The following is a 21,378-nucleotide window of genomic DNA, read 5'->3' on the forward strand; positions in this document are numbered from 1 at the left end:
CATTATACGCGTTCTACTTTGCCCGATTTAAGAGCTCTTGCAGAAACGTATACACGTTTAGGTTTACCGTCAACTAAAATACGTACTTTTTGAAGGTTAGCGCCCCATGTACGCTTGCTAGCGTTCATTGCGTGAGAGCGGCTGTTACCAGAACGAGTTCTTCTTCCAGTGATTACACATTTACGTGCCATGTTAAATTCCCTCCTAACTACAACAAGCTTAAGTTTTTCGCAGTCGTCTTAAGTCTTTGTAAAATACTTTAATAATTTATCATACCTACCGTTAGAATGCAATACTTCAGTTAATTACTTTCAAGAAAAAAACCTTGACATACATCCTTCAAAATTGAATTATATATACTACCGTATGACATTTACTTTTAAAACCATAGACATTATAGTAAAATGTCTTTAGTTGATTTGATTTTTTGGGAGGGAAAAGAAAATGTCTATCGAATTACAAACGAAGTATGGACAAATTGACATCTCTAATGATGTTATCGCTACTGTAGCAGGCGGAGCAGCCGTGGATTGCTACGGAATTATAGGAATGGCTTCCAAAAAACAATTTAAAGACGGCATTGCCGAAATTTTAAGAAAAGAAAACTTTACTAAGGGTGTAATAGTCCGTCAAGAAGAGGAAGAGGTTCATATCGATATGTATATTATCGTAAGTTATGGAACGAAAATCTCGGAAGTTGCACATAATGTGCAATCAAAGGTAAAGTATACTCTGGACAAAACTGTAGGATTAGCTGTTGATTCGGTCAACATTTTTGTACAGGGAGTTCGTGTAACGAACCCTTAAATATTAGGAGGAAAGTTTTGTGTCAATTACAAGTTTAAACGGAAAGCGCTTTGCAGAAATGATCATTCAAGGTGCCAACCATTTAGCGGCTAATGCCCAAATGGTTGATGCGTTGAATGTTTTCCCTGTTCCAGATGGAGATACAGGAACGAATATGAATTTATCGATGACTTCGGGAGCGAAGGAAGTGCAAAATAACGTCCAGGAACACATCGGGAAAGTGGGTACGTCCCTTTCAAGAGGTCTGCTAATGGGCGCACGTGGCAATTCAGGAGTAATTCTATCGCAACTGTTCCGCGGTTTTGCTAAAGCGATTGAAAATAAATCGGAAATCAATAGTGAAGAGTTTGCCCAAGCTTTTGAAGCAGGGGTACAGACAGCTTATAAAGCAGTAATGAAACCAGTTGAAGGAACCATCTTAACGGTTGCAAAAGATGCGGCCAAGCAAGCGGTTTCATCAGCAGCAATGCACCAAGACCTTATTCAAGTAATGGAAGAAATCGTTACGGAGGCCAATGCATCATTAAAACGCACACCTGATCTTCTTCCAGTCTTAAAAGAAGTCGGAGTCGTTGATAGCGGTGGGCAAGGGTTGGTGTTCGTTTATGAAGGCTTCCTTGCTGAGCTGAAAGGTGAAGCCCTACCAGTCCGATCTTCAAATGGCCCAAGCATGGACGACATGATCAGTGCCGAACATCACATGAATGTACAAGGGCATATGAATACGGAAGATATCGTGTATGGCTACTGTACGGAATTCATGGTCAGATTGGAAAGTGAAAAACTTGCCAATAAACCATTTGATGAAGAAAAATTCAGAAATGATTTAAGTGAATACGGAGATTCTTTATTGGTCATCTCAGATGATGAAGTCGTCAAAGTACATATTCACTCTGAACAGCCTGGCACGTGCCTGAATTATGGACAGCAATTTGGCAGTTTAATTAAAATGAAAATCGATAATATGCGTGAACAGCATACTGCGATTGTCGGTGAGACGAATACACCGCTTCAAACTAAACCGTCCACCAAAGAGAAGTACGCTATTGTGTCAGTGGCGATGGGTGCTGGCATCAGCGAATTATTCAAAAGCATCGGAGCTAAGTCCATCATCGAAGGCGGACAAACGATGAATCCTAGCACGGAAGATATCGTTAAGGCTGTCGAAGAGGCATATGCAGATCATGTCATCATCTTGCCTAATAATAAAAATATCATCATGGCGGCCAATCAGGCTGCAGATGTGCTTGGGGATCATGTGACTGTCATTCCAACGAAAACAGTGCCGCAGGGAATGGCTGCATTGTTGGCGTTCAACCCTTCACTTGATGCTGAAGCGAATAAAGAAGCGATGATCGAAGCCTTTTCGCATGTGAAAACGGGACAGATCACTTATGCTGTCCGGGATACAAACATTGACGGTCTAGCAATCGAGACCGGGGACTTCATGGGAATTGCTGAAGGCACCATCAAAGTGAAGGATAAAGACATGACTCAGGCGGCAAAAGATCTTCTAACAGATATGATTGACGAAGATTCGGAAATCCTTACCATTTTATATGGAGAAGATGCCACTGCTGAAGATGTCGAAAGTCTTGTTGCGTTTTGTAATGAGAATTTTGAAGACGTTGAAGTTGAAGTCCATAATGGGAAACAACCTTTATATTCTTTTATTTTTTCAATTGAATAAGTAGAGGATCAGGAAGATATGGGAAACTTATTCGTCATGATTTTGGTAGGATCCTGAAAAAAATAAAAGGCAATAAACTGCATATGTCATTAGGCTATGCAGTTTTATTTTTTTGAAAAGAAGGATTACGGACAGCGTGATTGTAATTACAATATACCAGGCTTTATTATTAAACTACTCCCAGTGTGAAGAAGGAGGAGCAAATCATGAAATTTAGAAGTGTATTCGATATAATTGGTCCTGTTATGATCGGCCCCTCTAGTTCCCATACAGCAGGAGCTGCAAGGATCGGTAGGGTTGCCAGGAGTTTATTCGACCGGGAACCGAAATGGGCCCATATTTCTTTTTACGGATCATTTGCCAAAACCTATAAAGGCCATGGAACGGATGTAGCCATTGTAGGAGGCTTACTTGATTTTGATACATTTGATGAGAGAATCAAGGAATCGCTGGAACTAGCCCGGAAAAAGAAAATGAAAATTACTTTTCGGGAAGAAGAAGCAGTACCGGAACATCCCAATACAGCAAAAATAACCGTTGGTGATGATGATGGTGAACTGGAACTTGTCGGAATATCGATTGGCGGAGGAAAGATCGAAATCGTCGAACTGAATGGATTTAAATTGAGGCTCTCCGGTCACAATCCTGCCATACTCGTCGTTCATGATGATCGATATGGTGCCATTGCCAATGTTTCAAACATATTAGCCAAGCATCAAATCAATATTGGCCAGATGGAAGTCTCCCGAAAAGAGAAAGGGAAGATGGCCTTGATGACGATTGAAGTGGACCATAACCTGGAGGATCAAGTCATCGCTGAAATTACGGCACTCCCCAACATCACTCAAGTAGCAAGGATTGTGGATTGACAGGGCAATCGTTTCCACTTAGGAAGGAGAATGAATCATGTTTCGAAATGTAGCGGAATTAGTAGAATTAGCTGAATCAAAGCAGAAAAGAATTTCAACGCTGATGATAGAGCAGGAAATGGAAGTAACGGGGAAAAGCCGTGAAGAAATCATCCGCCAGATGGGAGTCAACCTGGATGTAATGGAACAGGCAGTTGAAAAAGGACTTCAAGGTGTACGGTCCGTTTCCGGCCTGACGGGTGGGGATGCAGTTCTACTTCAGAATTACATTAAATCCGGAAACTCCTTATCCGGTGAGCTGCTGTTGGATGCGGTAAGCAAAGCCGTGGCAACAAACGAAGTGAACGCAGCCATGGGAACGATTTGTGCGACACCGACTGCCGGATCTGCTGGTGTTGTGCCTGGAACGCTTTTTGCTTTGCAAAATAAATTAAAACCGTCTCGGGAACAAAAAATCGAGTTCCTTTTTACAGCAGGGGCTTTTGGTTTTGTTGTAGCGAATAATGCTTCGATCTCTGGAGCCGCAGGGGGCTGTCAGGCGGAGGTCGGTTCTGCCTCGGGCATGGCAGCGGCAGCTATCGTTGAAATGGCAGGAGGGACACCAGCACAAAGTGCAGAGGCGATGGCAATCACATTGAAGAACATGCTTGGTCTTGTATGTGACCCTGTTGCTGGGCTTGTGGAAGTGCCTTGTGTGAAGCGGAATGCCATGGGTGCAGCCAATGCAATGGTTGCCGCAGATATGGCGTTAGCGGGGATCACAAGCCGGATACCGTGTGATGAAGTAATTGATGCGATGTATAAAATCGGGCAAACGATGCCATCGGCACTTAGGGAAACTGCACAAGGAGGTTTAGCGGCTACACCGACTGGGCGGGAGTTGGAAGCGAAAATCTTTGGCTTGCCGCTGAATAAGAAGTGAAAGCAACTTTACAGGAACCCATAACAGCAGTAAAAGGAATTGGGGCCGAAACGGCGGCAGCGTTGGGGGAAATGGGGATCCATTCCGTCGCGGATCTCCTTGAGCATCTCCCATTTCGCTATGAAGATTACCGGTTGAGGGATTTGGAAACGGTCGAGCACGATGAGCGGGTTACCGTGGAGGGCAAGGTTCATACGGTGCCCACTTTAGGATACTTCGGAAAGAAAAAATCCAGGCTTACGATTAAAGTATTGACTGGGAGATATTTAATAAATGTCATTTTTTTTAACCAGCCATACCTGAAGCCCAAGCTTGCTATAGGTGAAACCGTAACGGTTACAGGGAAGTGGGATCGTCATCGCCAAACCATTACAGGGTCGGAATGCCACGTTGGTGATCGCAGCAGGGAGAAAGAATTCGAACCGGTGTACTCAGTGAAAGGCAGCATTACTGTCAAGGGTCTCCGACGCTTTATCTCCAATGCATTTTCTGAATATGGGGCAATGATAGAAGAGAATCTCCCCCCGCAATTACTGGCGGCATACAAACTGATGCCTCGTAACGATGCTCTTCGTACCATGCATTTCCCTCTATCGGCCAATGAGGTGAAAAAGGCTCGACGCCGATTTGTGTATGAAGAGTTTTTATTGTTTCAACTTAAAATGCAGGCAATTCGTAAAGTGCAGAGGGAGCAGTCAAAAGGGATAGGGCAGGAGTTTGATATGAAGCAGCTGGAAGCCTTCATTGGAACTCTCCCTTTTCCTTTGACGAACGCTCAAAATAGGGTCGTCGAGGAAATAATGAACGACATGAAATCTCCTTACCGGATGAATCGTCTACTTCAAGGGGATGTCGGGTCTGGAAAAACGGTGGTTGCCGCCATATGCCTAAAGGCGACGATTACAGCAGGTTTCCAAGGTGCACTTATGGTCCCGACGGAAATCTTGGCTGAGCAGCATGCACAATCCCTGAAGGCAATGTTGGAACCGAGTGGAGTAAAGGTTGCATTGTTGACAAGTTCGGTAAAAGGCAAAAAACGCAAGGAACTATTGCAAATGCTGGAATCCGGGGAGCTAGATCTTTTGATAGGAACTCATGCATTGATACAGGATGAAGTGAATTTTCAAAACCTAGGTCTTGTCATAACGGATGAACAGCATCGTTTCGGAGTGGAACAGCGCCGCATCCTCCGTGAAAAAGGTACGAATCCAGATGTCCTTTTCATGACGGCTACACCAATTCCGCGAACGCTTGCAATTACAGTGTTTGGGGAAATGGACGTCTCCACGATCGATGAGATGCCTGCCGGGCGAAAAGCGATAGAAACCTATTGGGCGAAACACCAGATGCTTGATCGGATCTTAGCCTTTGTCGAAAAGGAACTAAAGAAAGGGAGACAGGCATACGTCATCTGTCCATTGATTGAAGAGTCGGAGAAACTCGATTCATTACAGAATGTTCTCGATGTTCATGCAATGCTGACACAATACTTTGCGAACAGGTACAAAGTAGGTCTTATGCATGGAAGGCTGCCCGCGGAAGAAAAAGACGAAGTGATGCAGCAGTTTAGTGCCAATGAAGCACAAATCCTTGTTTCCACGACGGTTGTCGAGGTTGGGGTGAATGTTCCAAATGCAACGGTAATGGTCATTTATGATGCGGAGCGCTTTGGGCTTTCACAGTTGCATCAGTTACGCGGAAGGGTCGGACGGGGGAGTGATCAGTCCTTTTGCATACTGCTGGCTGATCCGAAAACGGAAGTCGGGAAAGAACGGATGAAAATCATGACCGAGACAAACGATGGATTTGCCCTTTCCGAAAAAGATTTGGAACTTCGTGGCCCCGGGGACTTCTTCGGTAAAAAACAGAGCGGCCTTCCCGAGTTCAAGGTAGCAGACATGGTCCATGATTACAGGACCCTGGAAGTGGCAAGGATGGATGCAGCAAAATTGATTGCCTCCCAAAGCTTTTGGCATTCCCCGGAGTATGCTCCGCTTCGGAACTATCTAGAGGGGACGGGTGTATTCACGGGCGAAAAGCTGGACTGAACTGAATGAAAAACCAATAGCAGATTGTGAGATTTCACGCAATATCTTGCAATCTGTTTTTAAAATATATATACTACTATTAGTACCTAGTCATAATACTACGGATGGTGACCTTCAAATGCGAAGAAATAAGAAGGAACGCCAGCAGTTATTAATCGAAACGATTAAACAGAATCCTTTTGTAACGGATGAGGAGCTGGCTGAAAAATATTCGGTGAGCGTCCAGACCATTAGGCTTGACCGTCTTGAATTATCGATACCGGAACTGCGTGAGCGTATTAAAAGCGTGGCCGAGAAAAAATTCAGTGACGAGATCAGGGCATTGCCTTTGGATGAAATCATCGGGGAAGTAATTGACCTTAATTTAGATGATAATGCAATTTCGATTTTGGATATAAATAAAGAGCATGTCTTTAAGCGGAATGGAATTGCAAGGGGGCATCACCTTTTTGCCCAAGCGAATTCATTGGCTGTAGCAGTCATAAATGATGAACTGGCATTGACTGCAAAAGCATCCATTTTATTTACTCGTTCTGTAAAGGAAAATGAAAGAGTGGTAGCTAAAGCGAGGGTTAAAAGCGTGGATCACACCAACGATCGTTCCGTGGTGGAAGTCAGAAGCTACGTGGGTAATGAACTGGTTTTTAAAGGCGAGTTCGAAATGTATCGCTCTTAACTTTCTAGTAAAGGATGAAAGAAAATGAAGATTACGATAGATGCCATGGGTGGCGATAATGCTCCCGAGGCGCAGGTTTTGGGGGCGATGAAAGCTGTCGAGAATTTTTCCGATGTGGAAATCACCTTGATAGGCAATCAAGCTGAAATAAACCAATACTTAGCGAAACATGACCGTATAAGGGTTATACATACTGATGAAAAAATATTGAGTACCGACGAACCGGTTCGTGCGGTCCGGCGCAAGAAAAGCGCCTCGATGGTGTTGGCTGCACAGCACGTGGCTGACGGAGAAGCAGATGCATGCATTTCCTCAGGCAATACCGGGGCGCTAATGGCTGCGGGCTTGTTTGTGGTCGGAAGGATAGAAGGAATTGAACGTCCGGCATTGGCTCCCACCCTTCCGACAATCGATGGTAAAGGTTTTGTGCTACTGGATGTAGGTGCGAACTCCGATGCGAAACCGGAGCATCTCCTTCAATTCGCCATAATGGGGTCTGTTTATGCCCAAAAAGTGCGGGGAATCGAAAAGCCCCGTGTCGGATTACTTAATATTGGCACAGAAGAAAAAAAGGGGAATGATCTGACAAAGCATGCCTTTACATTACTGCAGCAATCATCGGAGATATCCTTTATAGGTAACGTAGAGGCAAGGGACCTCCTGAACGGGCCGGCAGATGTTGTCGTTACGGACGGCTTCACGGGAAATATGGTATTAAAGACGCTTGAAGGTACTGCTATGGGCGTATTCAAAATGGTGAAAACGGCCTTGATGAGCAATCTCAAGAGTAAGTTGGCTGCAGCAATGGTAAAACCTGAACTAAAAGGCATTAAAAATAAAATGGATTATTCGGAGTATGGCGGTGCGGGCCTATTCGGTTTGAAGGCCCCTGTCATTAAGGCTCATGGTTCTTCAGATGCGAATGCGGTCTATAATGCAATACGCCAGACTCGCAATATGGTTGGAAATGACGTCATATCGACAATTGCGGAGACGATAGAAAAACAATAATAAATCATAGAGGCAGGGGAGTAACAGATGGGTAAAATTGCTTTTGTCTTTCCAGGACAAGGTTCACAATCAATAGGAATGGGGCATGGCTTATTTCAGGAAAACGAGCGTGCTCAGAAAATTTTTCGAACAGCTGATGAAAAACTTGATTTTCCACTTTCCGAATTGATCTTTAATGGCACACAACAAGAATTAACGGTGACTTATAATGCACAGCCTGCTTTATTGACCACGAGTTATGCTTTCGTCAAGGAGTTGGAAGAAGCGGGAATCAAACCCGATTATACAGCCGGGCACAGTTTAGGTGAATATTCGGCATTAGTGGCATCTGGTGCAATTTCTTTTGAGGATGCTGTATATACAGTGCGTAAGCGTGGTGAATTCATGGAAGCTGCGGTACCGAATGGTCAAGGCTCAATGGCTGCGATTTTGGGAATGGACCGGGAAGCCCTATCTGAAGTCACTTCTGAAATTACGGCCACAGGGGAATCCGTTCAATTGGCCAATATTAACTGTCCAGGGCAAATCGTCATTTCAGGGACCTCGGAAGGGGTTAAACTTGCGAGTGCAAAAGCCAAGGAAAATGGCGCTAAACGGGCTCTTCCTCTTGAGGTTAGCGGACCGTTCCATTCGGAATTGATGAAACCGGCAGCAGAAAAATTACAGGGTGTCCTCGATGAAGTAAGCATCAAACAGGCAGAAATTCCTGTTATTTCAAACGTAACGGCTAAGCCCATTACAGCGCCTGCCGAAATAAAAGAAAAATTAATCGAACAACTGTATTCACCGGTCCTTTGGGAGGACAGTGTGAAAAATCTACTTGAATTGGGCGTGGATACGTTCATCGAGGTGGGCCCTGGGAAAGTATTGGGCGGATTGATAAAGAAAATTGATCGCTCCGTTCAAATTCATTCGGTATCCGATTTAGATACTCTAACTAAAACAATTGAAACATTGAAGGGGGTACAATCATGATCCTCGAAGGAAAAAAGGCACTTGTAACGGGAGCCTCACGAGGTATAGGCAAGGAAGTTGCATTGGAACTTGCCCGTCAGGGAGCAGATGTTGCCATCAACTATTCTGGCAGTGAAGCTAAAGCGAATGAAGTGGTTGAAGAAATCAAGGCATTGGGGCGTAATGCATTCACCATACAATGCGATGTTGCAAATAGTGAATCGGTGACAAGTATGATCAAAGAGGTCATCGAACAGTTTGGCAGAGTGGATATCCTGGTCAATAATGCTGGCATCACACGTGATAACCTATTGATGCGTATGAAAGAAGATGAATGGGATTCAGTGATCAATACGAATCTTAAAGGCGTGTTCCTATGCACCAAAGCGGTTACAAGGCAAATGATGAAACAGCGTAGCGGCAGGATCATCAATATGGCATCGATCGTCGGCGTTAGCGGAAATGCTGGGCAGGCTAATTATGTAGCGGCTAAAGCTGGTGTGATCGGTCTGACTAAAACCACGGCAAAGGAACTTGCTTCAAGAGGCATTACGGTCAATGCTATTGCCCCAGGTTTCATCTCAACGGATATGACGGGTGAATTGCCTGAGGACGTCCAAAAAGCCATGCTGGACCAAATTCCGCTTGCGCGGTTCGGTGACCCTAAAGATATTGCTGCAGTGGCGTCTTTCCTCGCTTCTGATGCCAGCAAATATATGACTGGGCAAACTCTTCATGTAGATGGCGGCATGGTCATGTAAGTTTTCTTTGATTTTTTTCGAAATTAATTTATAATGTTTTGAGGGGAGGTGAACACATTGGCAGATGTATTAGAAAGAGTAACTAAAATCGTTGTAGATCGTTTGAACGTAGAAGAATCAGAGGTAAAACTTGAAGCTTCTTTCAAAGAAGATCTTGGTGCCGATTCCCTTGATGTAGTTGAACTAGTCATGGAATTCGAAGACGAGTTTGATATGGAAATTTCGGACGATGACGCTGAAAAAATCGCCACAGTAGGTGATGCTGTGAATTACATACAAAGTACTATGTAATGAATTGTCATTTGACTAAAAGCTCCGTTTTTTAACGGGGCTTTCTCTTATTGCTTAAAGAAGTTTGTTGCATCGGCAGATAAGGAAATGAGCATGTACACGGTAAGTTCCGCTGCATGGCAGTGGCCTTTTGCCATTAGTTTTCTTTAAGGGGATAATAATGTATGATGGTACATAGGAAAGCTTGACAGGAGTTCCTGCCAGGTTTCTTTTTATATATATTGGAAAAATATGCTTTTTGAACCGTTGTGGAGGGTTTTGTGTGATGCGTAGGAACGGAAACAATCGTAAACCATCAATCAAGGATAATAATTTTAAACAGTTGCAAGAAAATCTGGGTTTTCATTTTAAAGATGAAAATCTATTAAAACAAGCTTTTACGCATTCATCTTATGTGAATGAGCATCGCCGTAAGCCTTATGAAGATAATGAAAGGCTTGAATTCTTAGGGGACGCTGTACTTGAATTGACCATCTCTAAATACTTATATCAAAAATATCCGATGATGAGCGAAGGTGAACTTACCAAACTAAGGGCAGCCATTGTTTGTGAGCCTTCACTAGTTGCTTTTGCCAACAGCCTTTCTTACGGGGAATATGTATTACTCGGAAAAGGTGAAGAAATGACAGGTGGAAGAGAACGTCCTGCCATGCTTGCGGATGTATTCGAAGCCTACATTGGTGCTTTGTACCTTGATCAAGGATTAGAGCCGGTTGTACAGTTTTTGACGAATGTCGTGTTTCCGAAGATAGACGAGGGTGCTTTTTCTCATGTGATGGATTATAAGAGCCAGCTTCAGGAGCTGATCCAGCGGGATGCCATCGGTGTCCTGCAATATAAAATCTTGCAGGAAAAAGGACCGGCTCATAATCGGGAGTTTGTTTCGACCGTCTCCCTAAATGGGGAAGAGCTGGGCACTGGAATAGGAAAGTCCAAAAAAGAAGCGGAGCAGCATGCTGCCGAGCATGCATTGATCGTTTTAAAAGATAAAAAATCAACAAGATAGTTGAACAGTAGAGGGGGAAAGGTCATGTTCCTCAAACGTTTGGACGTTGTAGGATTTAAATCTTTCGCAGAGAAAATTTCGATTGATTTTGTACCTGGTGTCACGGCAGTGGTTGGACCAAACGGAAGCGGTAAAAGTAATGTGACCGATGCAGTCCGTTGGGTACTTGGAGAGCAGTCTGCGAAATCACTGCGTGGAGCAAAAATGGAAGATATCATCTTTTCGGGAAGTGACACGAGGAAAGCGTTGAATTTTGCGGAAGTATCATTGACCCTTGATAACGAGACCAATTCCCTACCGATCGACTTTCATGAAGTCAGTGTGACAAGACGTGTATATCGATCGGGAGAAAGTGAATTTTTCATTAATAATCAAGGTTGCCGTCTGAAAGACATCATAGACCTTTTCATGGATTCTGGTCTTGGGCGAGAAGCCTTTTCCATCATCAGCCAAGGGAAAGTGGAAGAAATCCTAAGCAGTAAGGCTGAAGAAAGACGAGTGATCTTTGAAGAGGCAGCCGGTGTCCTTAAGTATAAAACTAGAAAACGAAAAGCGGAATCGAAGCTGACGGAAACACAGGATAACTTAAACCGTGTCCATGATATCCTCCATGAATTGGAGGGACAGGTGGAGCCGTTAAAAATTCAGTCTTCCCTCGCCAAGGAATTTTTGGCGAAGAAAGAAGAGCTTGAGCAAATAGAAGTGGCTTTAACCGTTTTTGAAATAGAAGAGCTTTATGAGAAATGGAAACAACTTTCTCAAGAACTTGAAAAACATAATGAAATGGAACAGCAAATGGCAGGACAGCTTCATGACAGGGAAGTGCATCTCAAAAAACTAAGGGATAGTCTTGCTGCGCTTGAGACATCGATCAATGGACTTCAGGAAATTCTCCTGAATGCCAGCGAAGAACTTGAAAAGCTTGAAGGCCGTAAAGAGGTTTTGAAAGAACGGAAAAAAAATGCTGCCCAAAACAAGTCACAGCTAGAAAAAGCGATTGTGGAAGGTGAGGCTGCCGTCGAGCGGTTGTCTTTGCAAAAGGAAAGAGAAACGGAAATCCTGAATGCACTGAACATGGAAGTGAAAGGGATTTCTGAAACCTTACATGAAAAACAAAAAAGCCTAGGCCTATTCAATAGTGATATTGAAGCGATGATCGAAGCGAAAAAGAGTGACTATATCGAGTGGTTGAACAAGCAGGCATCGGCTAAAAACGAAAAACAATACCTGCTCCAGCAATTAACGCAGCAGGAACATAAAAATGCTAAACTGGATATGGAAAATGAAAAGTTCTTAACCGAAAGAATGGAAATTGCTGCTAAAAAAACGGAATATTCACAGCTGATGGAAAATATGACCAAGCAGCTTGAAGAGCATGTCACTTATTTCCGAAATCAGCAGAATAAATTGAATGCTGCAAAAGATACGTATCAAAAACAAGAAACCACCCTTTATAAGGCCTATCAATTCCTTCAACAGGCAAAATCTCGTAAGGAACTTCTTGAAGAAATGGAAGATGATTATGCAGGCTTTTTTCAAGGGGTAAAAGAGGTTTTGAAAGCGAAAGAAACCCTTCGAGGCATTGAAGGGGCAGTTGCGGAATTGATAAAGGTTCCAAAGGAATATGAAACGGCTATCGAAACGGCTTTGGGCGGAGCGATGCAGCATGTTGTCGTGGAACGCGAAGAGCATGCACGGGAAGCCATTTCCTTCTTGAAGAAAAATAGGTATGGGCGTGCGACGTTCTTGCCATTATCAGTCATAAAGGCAAGAGAGATATCAGCTAACCAACTATCGATGCTGAAGAGTCATCCAGCTTTTGTGGGGACGGGTTCCTCATTGATCCAATATGATGATAGGCATGCAGCGATTGCTGAAAACCTATTAGGAACCGTGATGATCACCACCGATTTAAAAGGTGCAAATGACCTGGCCAAAATGATGCAGCACCGTTTCCGCTTCGTAACACTTGAAGGAGATATCGTCAATCCAGGTGGTTCAATGACTGGTGGAGCCTTAAAGCAAAAAACGACCTCCCTGCTTTCAAGGAAAACGGAATTGGAAGAGCTCCATCAAAAACTTGCTGCAATGGAAGCTAAAACAAATCAGCTAGAAAAGCAAGTCAAACAGCTCAAAGTGGATCTGGGTGTTCAAGAGCAAACGCTTGAACAAACCAGAAAAACAGGAGAGAGACTTCGATTACAAGAACAAACCCTTAAGGGCGAACTCCGTGAAGTGGAGCTGCAGGAAAGAAATGTGAATGAACGGCTGCATCTTTATGATTTGGATAAAAATTCATATTTGGAAGAACAACAGCAAAAAACTGCAAGACTTGAAGAGCTGGAAGAACTTTTGGAATCGTGTAAAACTGAGATTGAAGGGCTGGACCGGTTGATTTCAGAAATGACCGAACAAAAGCAATCTCAACAATCCTCAAAAGAGAGCCTTGCTGAAGAAACGAATGAACTGAGGGTAATGCTTGCCTCTAAGCGCGGCCAGCTGCAAAACCAAAAAGAGAAGATGGAACGCATTGAATCGGATCTTTCAAAGGAATCAAGCAGGCTTGCCGAAAACAAAGATGATTTAGGGCTCCTGACCAATGAAATGACAGACAGTTCAAGCGGGGAAGAGTCCCTGGAAGATATGGCTCAGCAGAAATTGCTCGATAAAAATGGGGCAATTGAAGAAATCGCCATGAAAAAACAGGAAAAAGACGAGCTTCTAACGCAAGTTGAAACTCTTGAATTGTCCTTGAAAGAGGAAAATAGGCTTTATAGAGGCATTGTCGAAGTGATAAAGGATGAAGAAGTGAAATTAACTCGTCTGGATGTCGAACTGGAAAATCGCCTTGCCCACTTGAGAGAAGAATATACCCTTTCCTTTGAGGGGGCTAAAGAACAGTATCCATTGATGATGCCTGCAGAAGAAGCTCAAAAAAGTGTCAAGCTGATCAAGCTTGCAATCGAGGAACTGGGGACGGTGAATCTAGGTGCAATTGATGAATACGCACGAGTAGCTGAACGCTATGAATTCCTTCTTAGTCAAAAGGAAGACCTTCAACAGGCGAAAGATACATTATTCCAAGTCATCGATGAAATGGATGATGAAATGAAGCGGCGCTTTGCGGATACCTTCTATTCAATCCGTGAAGAGTTCGAACAAGTCTTCAAAGCCTTATTCGGCGGAGGCAGAGCGGAGCTGAAGCTGACAAATCCGGATGATTTACTAAATACAGGAGTAGATATCATTGCACAGCCTCCCGGAAAAAAACTGCAAAATTTGAGCCTCTTATCCGGGGGAGAACGAGCATTGACAGCCATAGCCCTTTTATTCTCCATTCTAAAAGTGCGTCCTGTGCCTTTCTGTATCCTTGATGAGGTCGAGGCAGCGCTTGATGAGGCGAATGTCGTCCGGTTCAGTCAATTTTTAAGGAAGTTCAGCAGGGAAACGCAGTTCATCGTGATCACTCACCGCAAAGGCACGATGGAAGAGGCGGATGTCCTATATGGCATTACGATGCAGGAGTCAGGTGTCTCCAAACTTGTTTCCGTCCGGATGGAAGAATCAGAAAACTTTATTGAAGTTTAAAATTCATGAATTAGAGGAAGTGGGACAATGAGTTTTTTCAAAAAGCTAAAAGAGAAATTTACGACCCAGGAAGAAAAAGAAAAATCAGTTGAAGCAGAAATATCCATAGGGGAAAAATTCAAACAAGGTTTGACAAAGACGAGGGATTCCTTTACGGGAAGGGTTAATGAACTTGTTGCCCGTTACCGGAAAGTGGATGAGGACTTTTTTGAAGAACTTGAAGAAATCCTGATACAGGCTGATGTAGGCTTTGATACTGTGATGGAACTGATTGATCAATTAAAAATGGAAGTCAAGCTTCGCAATATCTCTGATACGAGGGAAGTGCAGTCCGTTATTTCCGAAAAGCTTGTTGAAATCTACCAAGGTGATGGTGAAGCGACTTCAAGCCTGAATATACAAGAAGAAGGTTTGACGGTCATTTTGTTTGTAGGGGTTAATGGGGTAGGTAAAACGACAACCATTGGTAAACTTGCCCATAAATTCAAAACAGAAGGTAAATCTGTCGTATTGGCTGCCGGTGATACCTTCCGTGCCGGTGCGATTGAACAGCTTGAGGTTTGGGGAGAGCGTGTCGGTGTCAGTGTAATCAAACAGGGTGAAGGCTCTGACCCTGCAGCGGTCATGTTCGACGCCATTCAGGCCGCCAAGGCACGAAAAGCGGATATACTTATCTGCGACACGGCCGGCCGCTTACAGAATAAAGTGAATTTAATGAAGGAATTGGAAAAGGTGAAACGTGTAATCGAACGTGAAGTACCAGGTGCACCACATGAGGTGTTGCTTGCCCTTGATGCTACAACTGGGCAAAATGCCCTTATTCAGGCCAAGACATTCAAGGAAGCGACCAATGTTTCCGGTATTGTTTTAACAAAGCTTGATGGCACTGCAAAAGGTGGGATTGTTTTGGCAATTCGCAATGAATTGGCCATTCCCGTTAAATTTGTCGGGCTAGGTGAAAAAATGGATGATTTACAGGAATTCGATGCTGAGAAATATGTTTACGGCCTTTTTGCTGATATCATCGATAAAGAAGAGGTTTAGAAAAAATGCAAGCCGGAAGAGATAATTCTCTTCTGGTTTTTTGTTCACAGTGGTTATTTGGAGGAACAATTGCAGAAAGGTCCAAAAAAGAGGATGAAAAAAGAAAAAAATAATGCTTTGCAAACATGTGGTAAGGAGTTTAACTTGACATCAAATAAACAAGGCTTTACAATATAAACTTGTAAAGGGTTTTCACTTAACAGCAGGGAGGCTTGCTAAGATGCTTGAAAAGACAACGCGGATTAATTATTTGTATGACTTTTACCAATCGTTGTTAACAGAGAAGCAGCAGAGCTACATGTCCCTCTACTATCTGGATGATTACTCTCTTGGCGAGATTGCCGAAGAATACGAAGTCAGTAGGCAGGCAGTCTATGATAATATAAAAAGAACGGAAGCGATGCTTGAGGAATATGAAGCAAAGCTTTTGTTATTTCAAAAATTTCAAGAGCGTAACCAGTGGATTGCGAATATGAAGGGACTCATAGAAAAGGATTCCTTTTCAAAAGAGGAGCTGCTTGAAGCAATCACAACGCTTGAGAAGTTGGATTAGGAGGCGGCAATATGGCATTTGAAGGATTGGCCGACCGACTGCAGAGCACGATGCAAAAAATCCGCGGAAAAGGGAAGGTCAACGAAGCGGACGTAAAAGAAATGATGCGTGAAGTTCGATTGGCCCTGCTTGAAGCGGATGTTAACTTTAAAGTCGTGAAGGATTTTGTAAAACGTGTCAGTGAACGTTCGGTAGGTCAGGAAGTGCTGAAAAGCTTAACCCCCGGTCAACAGGTAATTAAAGTAGTTAAGGAAGAATTGACGGAGCTGATGGGCGGCGAACAAAGCAAGATTGCCGTTGCCTCGAAACCACCGACTGTCATTATGATGGTAGGGCTTCAGGGTGCTGGTAAAACGACGACCACCGGAAAGCTTGCCAATCTTCTTAGAAAAAAATACAACCGCAAGCCATTGCTCGTTGCGGCTGATATTTACCGTCCGGCGGCGATTAAGCAGCTTGAAACACTTGGCAAACAATTAAGCATGCCTGTTTTCTCCCTTGGGGACCAGGTCAGCCCTGTTGAAATTGCCAAACAGGCAATTGAAAAAGCAAAAGAAGAACATCATGATTATGTGTTGATTGATACCGCAGGCCGCCTACATGTTGATGAAAACTTGATGGGTGAACTGAAGGATATCAAAGAGTTGACAAAACCTGATGAAATCTTCCTGGTTGTCGATGCGATGACAGGTCAGGATGCGGTCAATGTAGCCCAAAGCTTCAATGAACAGCTAGGCCTGACAGGAGTCGTCTTAACGAAGCTTGATGGGGATACACGTGGCGGTGCGGCACTTTCCATTCGTTCAGTCACCGACACGCCGATTAAATTCGTCGGTATGGGGGAAAAGCTGGATGCACTTGAAGCTTTCCATCCAGAACGGATGGCGTCAAGGATTCTCGGCATGGGTGATGTATTGACCCTTATCGAAAAAGCACAGGCCAATGTAGATGAAGAAAAAGCGAAAGAATTAGAGAAAAAGATGCGTACAGCCACTTTTACCTTTGATGATTTCCTTGATCAGCTTGGTCAGGTGCGGAATATGGGACCGCTTGATGATATTCTGAAAATGATTCCCGGTGCGAATAAAATGAAAGGGATGGACAACCTTCAAATCGATGAGAAACAGATCGGTCATGTGGAAGCTATCATCCGTTCAATGACTACGCATGAGAAGGAACATCCGGAATCCATGAATGCATCCCGCAAGAAACGGATTGCCAAGGGAAGCGGCAGATCGATTCAAGAAGTGAACCGTCTACTGAAACAATTCGAAGAAATGAAAAAGATGATGAAACAGGTTACGAACATGCAAAAAGGAAAGAAAAAGGGATTCAAATTCCCGTTCATGTAAGGTTTATTTCAGGTCGAAACTGAAGTGAAATACGGGTCGAAACCATGTATTTCAACACTTTTTTTACCTGTTAAGAAAAAAACCTTTACAAACATGCAAGACATTTGATATTATACTATCTTGTGTGAAACTATTCGGAGGTGCTTATTTAAAATGGCAGTAAAAATTCGCTTAAAACGTATGGGAGCTAAAAAATCTCCTTTCTATCGTATTGTAGTTGCAGATTCCCGTTCACCACGTGACGGACGTTACATTGAAGTAGTAGGAACTTATAACCCGGTGACTCAACCAGCTAAAGTTGAAATCAACGAAGAGCTTGCTCTTAAATGGTTACAAGATGGAGCTAAACCATCTGATACAGTTCGTAACTTATTCTCTACACAAGGCATCATGGAAAAATTCCATGTTGCAAAAAACAGCAAGTAATCGACGGTAGTTGATGAAAGCACTCATTGAAACGATTGTTTCAGCACTTGTGGATTATCCGGAAGAGGTCATCGTGACCTCCAAGGAAGAATCCGAACGTATTGTTTATATCCTCTCCGTTCATAAAGAGGACATGGGCAAGGTGATCGGTAAACAAGGGCGTGTTGCTAAGGCGATTCGGACTGTGGTATATGCAGCAGGATCTTCACAGCAGAAGAAAATCTATTTGGAGATTTCCGAATAAGGAGGGTTAATACCCCTCCTTTTTTTGTACTTCAAGAAAGTGAAATTCCGACTTGGATCCTAATCGAATAGACCAGGACTTTAAACTTTACGCCTTTTTAAGACGCATCTTTTACTGATTTACGTTATACTTAAGAGAATGACCCCCATTTCAAAAAGATTACCCCATCATACATATTTTTTGAAGGAAATAAGAAATCATAGATAATAGGAGGTGCTGGAATGAAAATTCTCCAAAATGTAATCGTTAACCAAGTATTAACGGAATCCAGCAAGAATCAGCTCCTCGAGAAATACAAGTCAAAACGCCTTCAGCTTCAAAAAGAGAGTGAACAGCTTCGCTTTGAACTGAAAAAACTTGAAAAAACAAGAACTCTCCAACCTGCTAGTCTCCGTGCTCATTTTGAAAAAGAAATAAACCAGAGGCAAGAAAAAATTAAACTGCTTGAATTTCAAATGGAGCAGTTGGAGATCCTTCCCGCAGGAAGTGAATTGAAGGAACGGGAAGTTCAAAGTATCATTGATGTGGAAATTGGGGCAGATTGGGACGAAATTATGGCAACGAAGACCATTGTCATTAAAGATGGAATCGTCTCGGAAATTCGCTAGAGGTGAAAGAATGGAAAAATGGTTTAATGTAGGTAAAATTGTCAACACACATGGTCTTTTAGGAGAAGTCCGCGTTATTTCTTCAACAGACTTTCCAGAAAAACGGTACAAAGTGGGAAATACTCTGTATTTGTTTAGGGACACGGAGAAAAAACCTTTGCCGCTTGTCATCAGGTCGCATCGCACCCATAAAAACTTTAACCTATTGACGTTCGAGAATTATTATAACGTCGGGCAGGTCGAGGCTTTTAAAAACGGGGTCCTGAAAGTCAAGGAAGCACAGCTTGGCAAATTGGACGAAGGTGAGTTCTACTTCCATGAAATCATCGGCTGTTCGGTATTTACGGATGAAGGCATGGAAGTTGGGGAAATCATTGAGGTTCTTACTCCTGGTGCCAATGATGTTTGGGTCATTAAGAAAGCTGGCAGTAAGGACATCCTGATCCCGTATATTGAACAAATTGTAAAAGAAGTGGATATTTCCGCTAAAAAGGTCATCATTACACCGATGGAAGGACTTTTGGACTGATGAAAATTGATGTGCTTTCGCTTTTTCCAGAAATGTTCGAAGGGGTATTTGGTTCGTCAATTTTAAAAAAGGCCGCGGAAAAGCAGGCTGTCAGCTATAAGGTGACCAATTTTCGAGATTATGCAGATAATAAACATTCGACGGTAGACGATTATCCGTATGGCGGCGGTGCCGGAATGGTATTGAAGGCACAGCCAATCTTTGATGCTGTGGAAGCTCTGAAAGGGCAAGGTGAGCTAACCCCAAGGGTAGTCCTGCTTTGTCCCCAGGGAGAGCGTTACACGCAGAAAAAAGCCGAAGAGCTTGCCGAAGAGGAACATCTCATTTTCATTTGCGGGCATTATGAAGGATATGATGAGCGCATCCGGGAACATGTCGTCACTGATGAAATATCGATTGGAGACTTTGTGCTTACAGGCGGGGAATTGGGTGCGATGGTCATTATTGACAGCGTTGTGCGTTTGTTGCCTGGCGTTCTGGGAAATGTTGACTCCCCGATTCTTGATTCCTATTCTTCTGGTTTGTTAGAGCATCCCCATTATACTAGACCCGCAGATTTCCGGGGGATGAAGGTTCCCGATCCGTTAATATCCGGGAATCATAAAAAAATCGATGAATGGCGGATGAAGGAATCTCTGCGCAGAACTTGGATTCGACGTCCGGATTTGCTCGATAGTTATGAACTATCGGAAGTTGAAAAAAAATTATTATCCGAGATTAAAAAAGAAGACTGATGTCTATTGCATCGACGTTTAGAGTATGATAGGATATAACTTGTGACTTGGGCAAAATGCTCAGTCTTATAACGATGTTCCGCTGCAAACAATATGTATTTGCAAGAGCGTCCAGGAGGAGTTGAAATCGATGCAAAATCTTATTAACGAAATCACAAAAGAACAACTTCGCTCAGATCTTCCATCATTCAGACCTGGTGACACAGTACGTGTACACGTAAAGGTTATTGAAGGAACTCGCGAACGTATCCAGTTGTTTGAAGGCGTTGTAATCAAACGTCGTGGCGGCGGAGTTAGTGAAACTTTCACAGTACGTAAGATTTCTTACGGCGTTGGAGTAGAACGTGCTTTCCCTGTTCACACACCAAAAATTGCGAAACTAGAAGTTATCCGTCACGGTAAAGTACGTCGTGCGAAACTTTATTACCTACGCGAACTTCGTGGTAAAAAAGCACGTATTAAAGAAATTCGTCGTTAATCCTTCGAATATCTTCATGCGGGTTTACCATGATCCACATAAGGTGAATAACCAAACAGTATCATGCAAAAAAAGGGAGCTTGTTTATCAGGCTCCCTTTTTGCACTTTAAGAAACGATGAATACACTAACGGTGAAAACTATAGAGAATTCTGCTCGCTATAGCGTCCGCAACATGTTAAAATAATTGTTGATATGCTTCAAAAAGGGTGGGTAAGGATGGCGAAAAAGAAAAATGAATTGTGGGAATGGACGAAGGCGGTCATAATCGCAGTTATAGCGGCAACGCTGATTCGTTATTTCCTCCTAGCACCTATTGTTGTGGACGGTAATTCCATGATGCCGACATTAAAGGATACGGACCGCATGATCGTTAATAAAATCTCCTATTCGATCGGCGAACCGAAAAGATTCGACATTATCGTTTTCGAAGCTCCAGAAGGTAAAGATTACATAAAGCGGGTCATCGGATTGCCAGGGGAAAAAGTGGAATATAGAGATGATACTCTATACGTGAATGGAAAAGCTTATGATGAGCCATACTTGGATGAATATAAAGAACAATTGATTGATGGCGGGGATTTGACGGAATCTTTTACATTAAGTGATGTCATAGAACAAGGAACGGTACCTGAAGACACCCTTTTTGTCCTAGGGGATAATCGCCGTTTTAGTAAGGATAGCCGCCATATTGGCGTAGGTGTCGTTCCTTACGATAAAGTGTTAGGAAAAACTAAATTAGTTTATTGGCCGATTGAAGACTTTCGATTGGCGGAATAGTAGGAAGG

Annotated in this window: 23 protein-coding genes; 22 read left to right on the top strand and 1 reads right to left on the bottom strand. The window is 43.2% G+C overall.

All coding sequences use genetic code 11. The features are described 5' to 3' along the window. Window positions 1-2: 2 nt before the first annotated feature. Window positions 3-191, bottom strand: a complete 189-nt coding sequence (gene rpmB, locus ACFVSH_RS08280) for a 50S ribosomal protein L28 (protein ID WP_034313767.1) — start codon at window positions 189-191, stop codon at window positions 3-5. Between the two features lie 253 nt (window positions 192-444). Between rpmB and ACFVSH_RS08285 the strand changes: the two genes are divergently transcribed. The 22 genes from ACFVSH_RS08285 to lepB all read left to right on the top strand — a co-directional run bounded on the left by ACFVSH_RS08285 (window position 445) and on the right by lepB (window position 21,370). Next, complete coding sequence (locus ACFVSH_RS08285; protein ID WP_048684651.1) at window positions 445-807, top strand: Asp23/Gls24 family envelope stress response protein; 363 nt, start codon at window positions 445-447, stop codon at window positions 805-807. 19 nt (window positions 808-826) lie between these two features. Further along, window positions 827-2,497 carry a DAK2 domain-containing protein gene (locus tag ACFVSH_RS08290; protein ID WP_387599817.1) on the top strand — a complete coding sequence of 557 codons (1,671 nt, stop codon included), beginning with the start codon at window positions 827-829 and terminating at the stop codon, window positions 2,495-2,497. Between the two features lie 206 nt (window positions 2,498-2,703). After that, entirely contained in the window at window positions 2,704-3,366 is a 663-nt protein-coding gene (gene sdaAB, locus ACFVSH_RS08295) for an L-serine ammonia-lyase, iron-sulfur-dependent subunit beta (protein WP_387599821.1), read from the top strand. Window positions 3,367-3,403: 37 nt separating this feature from the next. After that, window positions 3,404-4,288, top strand: a complete 885-nt coding sequence (gene sdaAA / locus ACFVSH_RS08300; protein WP_387599824.1) for an L-serine ammonia-lyase, iron-sulfur-dependent, subunit alpha — start codon at window positions 3,404-3,406, stop codon at window positions 4,286-4,288. Continuing rightward, window positions 4,285-6,336, top strand: coding sequence for an ATP-dependent DNA helicase RecG (gene recG / locus ACFVSH_RS08305; RefSeq protein WP_387599827.1), 2,052 nt, complete (start codon window positions 4,285-4,287; stop codon window positions 6,334-6,336). The genes sdaAA and recG overlap by 4 nt, the downstream gene beginning before the upstream one ends. Window positions 6,337-6,454: 118 nt before the next feature. Further along, window positions 6,455-7,012: a transcription factor FapR gene (gene fapR / locus ACFVSH_RS08310; protein WP_098371041.1), complete on the top strand. Its 558-nt coding sequence runs from the start codon at window positions 6,455-6,457 to the stop codon at window positions 7,010-7,012. A gap of 24 nt (window positions 7,013-7,036) precedes the next feature. Further along, the gene (gene plsX / locus ACFVSH_RS08315) at window positions 7,037-8,023 is read left to right on the top strand and encodes a phosphate acyltransferase PlsX (RefSeq protein WP_387599831.1); all 987 of its coding nucleotides are present in this window, start codon (window positions 7,037-7,039) and stop codon (window positions 8,021-8,023) included. A gap of 27 nt (window positions 8,024-8,050) precedes the next feature. Then, complete coding sequence (gene fabD, locus ACFVSH_RS08320; protein ID WP_387599834.1) at window positions 8,051-8,998, top strand: ACP S-malonyltransferase; 948 nt, start codon at window positions 8,051-8,053, stop codon at window positions 8,996-8,998. Continuing rightward, complete coding sequence (gene fabG / locus ACFVSH_RS08325; RefSeq protein WP_387599837.1) at window positions 8,995-9,738, top strand: 3-oxoacyl-[acyl-carrier-protein] reductase; 744 nt, start codon at window positions 8,995-8,997, stop codon at window positions 9,736-9,738. The genes fabD and fabG overlap by 4 nt, the downstream gene beginning before the upstream one ends. Before the next feature lie 57 nt (window positions 9,739-9,795). Continuing rightward, window positions 9,796-10,029, top strand: coding sequence for an acyl carrier protein (locus ACFVSH_RS08330; protein ID WP_034313729.1), 234 nt, complete (start codon window positions 9,796-9,798; stop codon window positions 10,027-10,029). Between the two features lie 265 nt (window positions 10,030-10,294). Continuing rightward, entirely contained in the window at window positions 10,295-11,035 is a 741-nt protein-coding gene (gene rnc / locus ACFVSH_RS08335) for a ribonuclease III (protein WP_192208199.1), read from the top strand. Window positions 11,036-11,059: 24 nt separating this feature from the next. Next, window positions 11,060-14,623 carry a chromosome segregation protein SMC gene (smc, locus tag ACFVSH_RS08340; protein ID WP_387705535.1) on the top strand — a complete coding sequence of 1,188 codons (3,564 nt, stop codon included), beginning with the start codon at window positions 11,060-11,062 and terminating at the stop codon, window positions 14,621-14,623. 27 nt (window positions 14,624-14,650) lie between these two features. Beyond that, window positions 14,651-15,667: a signal recognition particle-docking protein FtsY gene (gene ftsY, locus ACFVSH_RS08345; RefSeq protein ID WP_387705537.1), complete on the top strand. Its 1,017-nt coding sequence runs from the start codon at window positions 14,651-14,653 to the stop codon at window positions 15,665-15,667. 220 nt (window positions 15,668-15,887) lie between these two features. Beyond that, a complete protein-coding gene (locus ACFVSH_RS08350; RefSeq protein ID WP_192204006.1) occupies window positions 15,888-16,220 on the top strand; it encodes a putative DNA-binding protein in 333 nt (110 codons plus the stop codon). An 11-nt stretch (window positions 16,221-16,231) separates the two neighbouring features. Further along, window positions 16,232-17,572, top strand: a complete 1,341-nt coding sequence (gene ffh, locus ACFVSH_RS08355) for a signal recognition particle protein (protein WP_192204007.1) — start codon at window positions 16,232-16,234, stop codon at window positions 17,570-17,572. Between the two features lie 153 nt (window positions 17,573-17,725). After that, window positions 17,726-17,998 carry a 30S ribosomal protein S16 gene (gene rpsP / locus ACFVSH_RS08360; protein ID WP_034313715.1) on the top strand — a complete coding sequence of 91 codons (273 nt, stop codon included), beginning with the start codon at window positions 17,726-17,728 and terminating at the stop codon, window positions 17,996-17,998. Window positions 17,999-18,011: 13 nt separating this feature from the next. Further along, window positions 18,012-18,242 carry a KH domain-containing protein gene (locus ACFVSH_RS08365; protein WP_387705539.1) on the top strand — a complete coding sequence of 77 codons (231 nt, stop codon included), beginning with the start codon at window positions 18,012-18,014 and terminating at the stop codon, window positions 18,240-18,242. Window positions 18,243-18,463: 221 nt separating this feature from the next. Beyond that, window positions 18,464-18,850: a YlqD family protein gene (locus ACFVSH_RS08370; protein ID WP_034313711.1), complete on the top strand. Its 387-nt coding sequence runs from the start codon at window positions 18,464-18,466 to the stop codon at window positions 18,848-18,850. Window positions 18,851-18,860: 10 nt separating this feature from the next. Next, window positions 18,861-19,379, top strand: coding sequence for a ribosome maturation factor RimM (gene rimM / locus ACFVSH_RS08375; RefSeq protein WP_214750782.1), 519 nt, complete (start codon window positions 18,861-18,863; stop codon window positions 19,377-19,379). Next, on the top strand, window positions 19,379-20,113 hold the full coding sequence (gene trmD / locus ACFVSH_RS08380) for a tRNA (guanosine(37)-N1)-methyltransferase TrmD (RefSeq protein ID WP_034313706.1): 735 nt from the start codon (window positions 19,379-19,381) through the stop codon (window positions 20,111-20,113). The genes rimM and trmD overlap by 1 nt, the downstream gene beginning before the upstream one ends. Before the next feature lie 130 nt (window positions 20,114-20,243). Further along, complete coding sequence (gene rplS, locus ACFVSH_RS08385; protein WP_034313702.1) at window positions 20,244-20,591, top strand: 50S ribosomal protein L19; 348 nt, start codon at window positions 20,244-20,246, stop codon at window positions 20,589-20,591. A 218-nt stretch (window positions 20,592-20,809) separates the two neighbouring features. Then, window positions 20,810-21,370 carry a signal peptidase I gene (gene lepB, locus ACFVSH_RS08390; protein WP_260284235.1) on the top strand — a complete coding sequence of 187 codons (561 nt, stop codon included), beginning with the start codon at window positions 20,810-20,812 and terminating at the stop codon, window positions 21,368-21,370. The last annotated feature ends 8 nt before the right edge of the window (window positions 21,371-21,378 follow it).

This window comes from Peribacillus sp. NPDC058002, from assembly GCF_042886655.1.
GTDB lineage: Bacteria > Bacillota > Bacilli > Bacillales > DSM-1321 > Peribacillus > Peribacillus aracenensis.

Bases quoted from the DNA above. Each gene is read 5' to 3' on its own strand.
- ACFVSH_RS08370 (WP_034313711.1), top strand. From the start codon at position 18,464: ATGAAAATTCTCCAAAATGTAATCGTTAACCAAGTATTAACGGAATCC.
- lepB (WP_260284235.1), top strand. From the start codon at position 20,810: ATGGCGAAAAAGAAAAATGAATTGTGGGAATGGACGAAGGCGGTCATA.
- ACFVSH_RS08365 (WP_387705539.1), top strand. From the start codon at position 18,012: ATGAAAGCACTCATTGAAACGATTGTTTCAGCACTTGTGGATTATCCG.
- smc (WP_387705535.1), top strand. From the start codon at position 11,060: ATGTTCCTCAAACGTTTGGACGTTGTAGGATTTAAATCTTTCGCAGAG.
- ftsY (WP_387705537.1), top strand. From the start codon at position 14,651: ATGAGTTTTTTCAAAAAGCTAAAAGAGAAATTTACGACCCAGGAAGAA.
- rnc (WP_192208199.1), top strand. From the start codon at position 10,295: ATGCGTAGGAACGGAAACAATCGTAAACCATCAATCAAGGATAATAAT.
- sdaAB (WP_387599821.1), top strand. From the start codon at position 2,704: ATGAAATTTAGAAGTGTATTCGATATAATTGGTCCTGTTATGATCGGC.
- ACFVSH_RS08285 (WP_048684651.1), top strand. From the start codon at position 445: ATGTCTATCGAATTACAAACGAAGTATGGACAAATTGACATCTCTAAT.
- rpmB (WP_034313767.1), bottom strand. From the start codon at position 191: ATGGCACGTAAATGTGTAATCACTGGAAGAAGAACTCGTTCTGGTAAC.
- fabG (WP_387599837.1), top strand. From the start codon at position 8,995: ATGATCCTCGAAGGAAAAAAGGCACTTGTAACGGGAGCCTCACGAGGT.
- rpsP (WP_034313715.1), top strand. From the start codon at position 17,726: ATGGCAGTAAAAATTCGCTTAAAACGTATGGGAGCTAAAAAATCTCCT.
- rplS (WP_034313702.1), top strand. From the start codon at position 20,244: ATGCAAAATCTTATTAACGAAATCACAAAAGAACAACTTCGCTCAGAT.
- fapR (WP_098371041.1), top strand. From the start codon at position 6,455: ATGCGAAGAAATAAGAAGGAACGCCAGCAGTTATTAATCGAAACGATT.
- plsX (WP_387599831.1), top strand. From the start codon at position 7,037: ATGAAGATTACGATAGATGCCATGGGTGGCGATAATGCTCCCGAGGCG.
- sdaAA (WP_387599824.1), top strand. From the start codon at position 3,404: ATGTTTCGAAATGTAGCGGAATTAGTAGAATTAGCTGAATCAAAGCAG.
- fabD (WP_387599834.1), top strand. From the start codon at position 8,051: ATGGGTAAAATTGCTTTTGTCTTTCCAGGACAAGGTTCACAATCAATA.
- rimM (WP_214750782.1), top strand. From the start codon at position 18,861: ATGGAAAAATGGTTTAATGTAGGTAAAATTGTCAACACACATGGTCTT.
- trmD (WP_034313706.1), top strand. From the start codon at position 19,379: ATGAAAATTGATGTGCTTTCGCTTTTTCCAGAAATGTTCGAAGGGGTA.
- ACFVSH_RS08350 (WP_192204006.1), top strand. From the start codon at position 15,888: ATGCTTGAAAAGACAACGCGGATTAATTATTTGTATGACTTTTACCAA.
- ffh (WP_192204007.1), top strand. From the start codon at position 16,232: ATGGCATTTGAAGGATTGGCCGACCGACTGCAGAGCACGATGCAAAAA.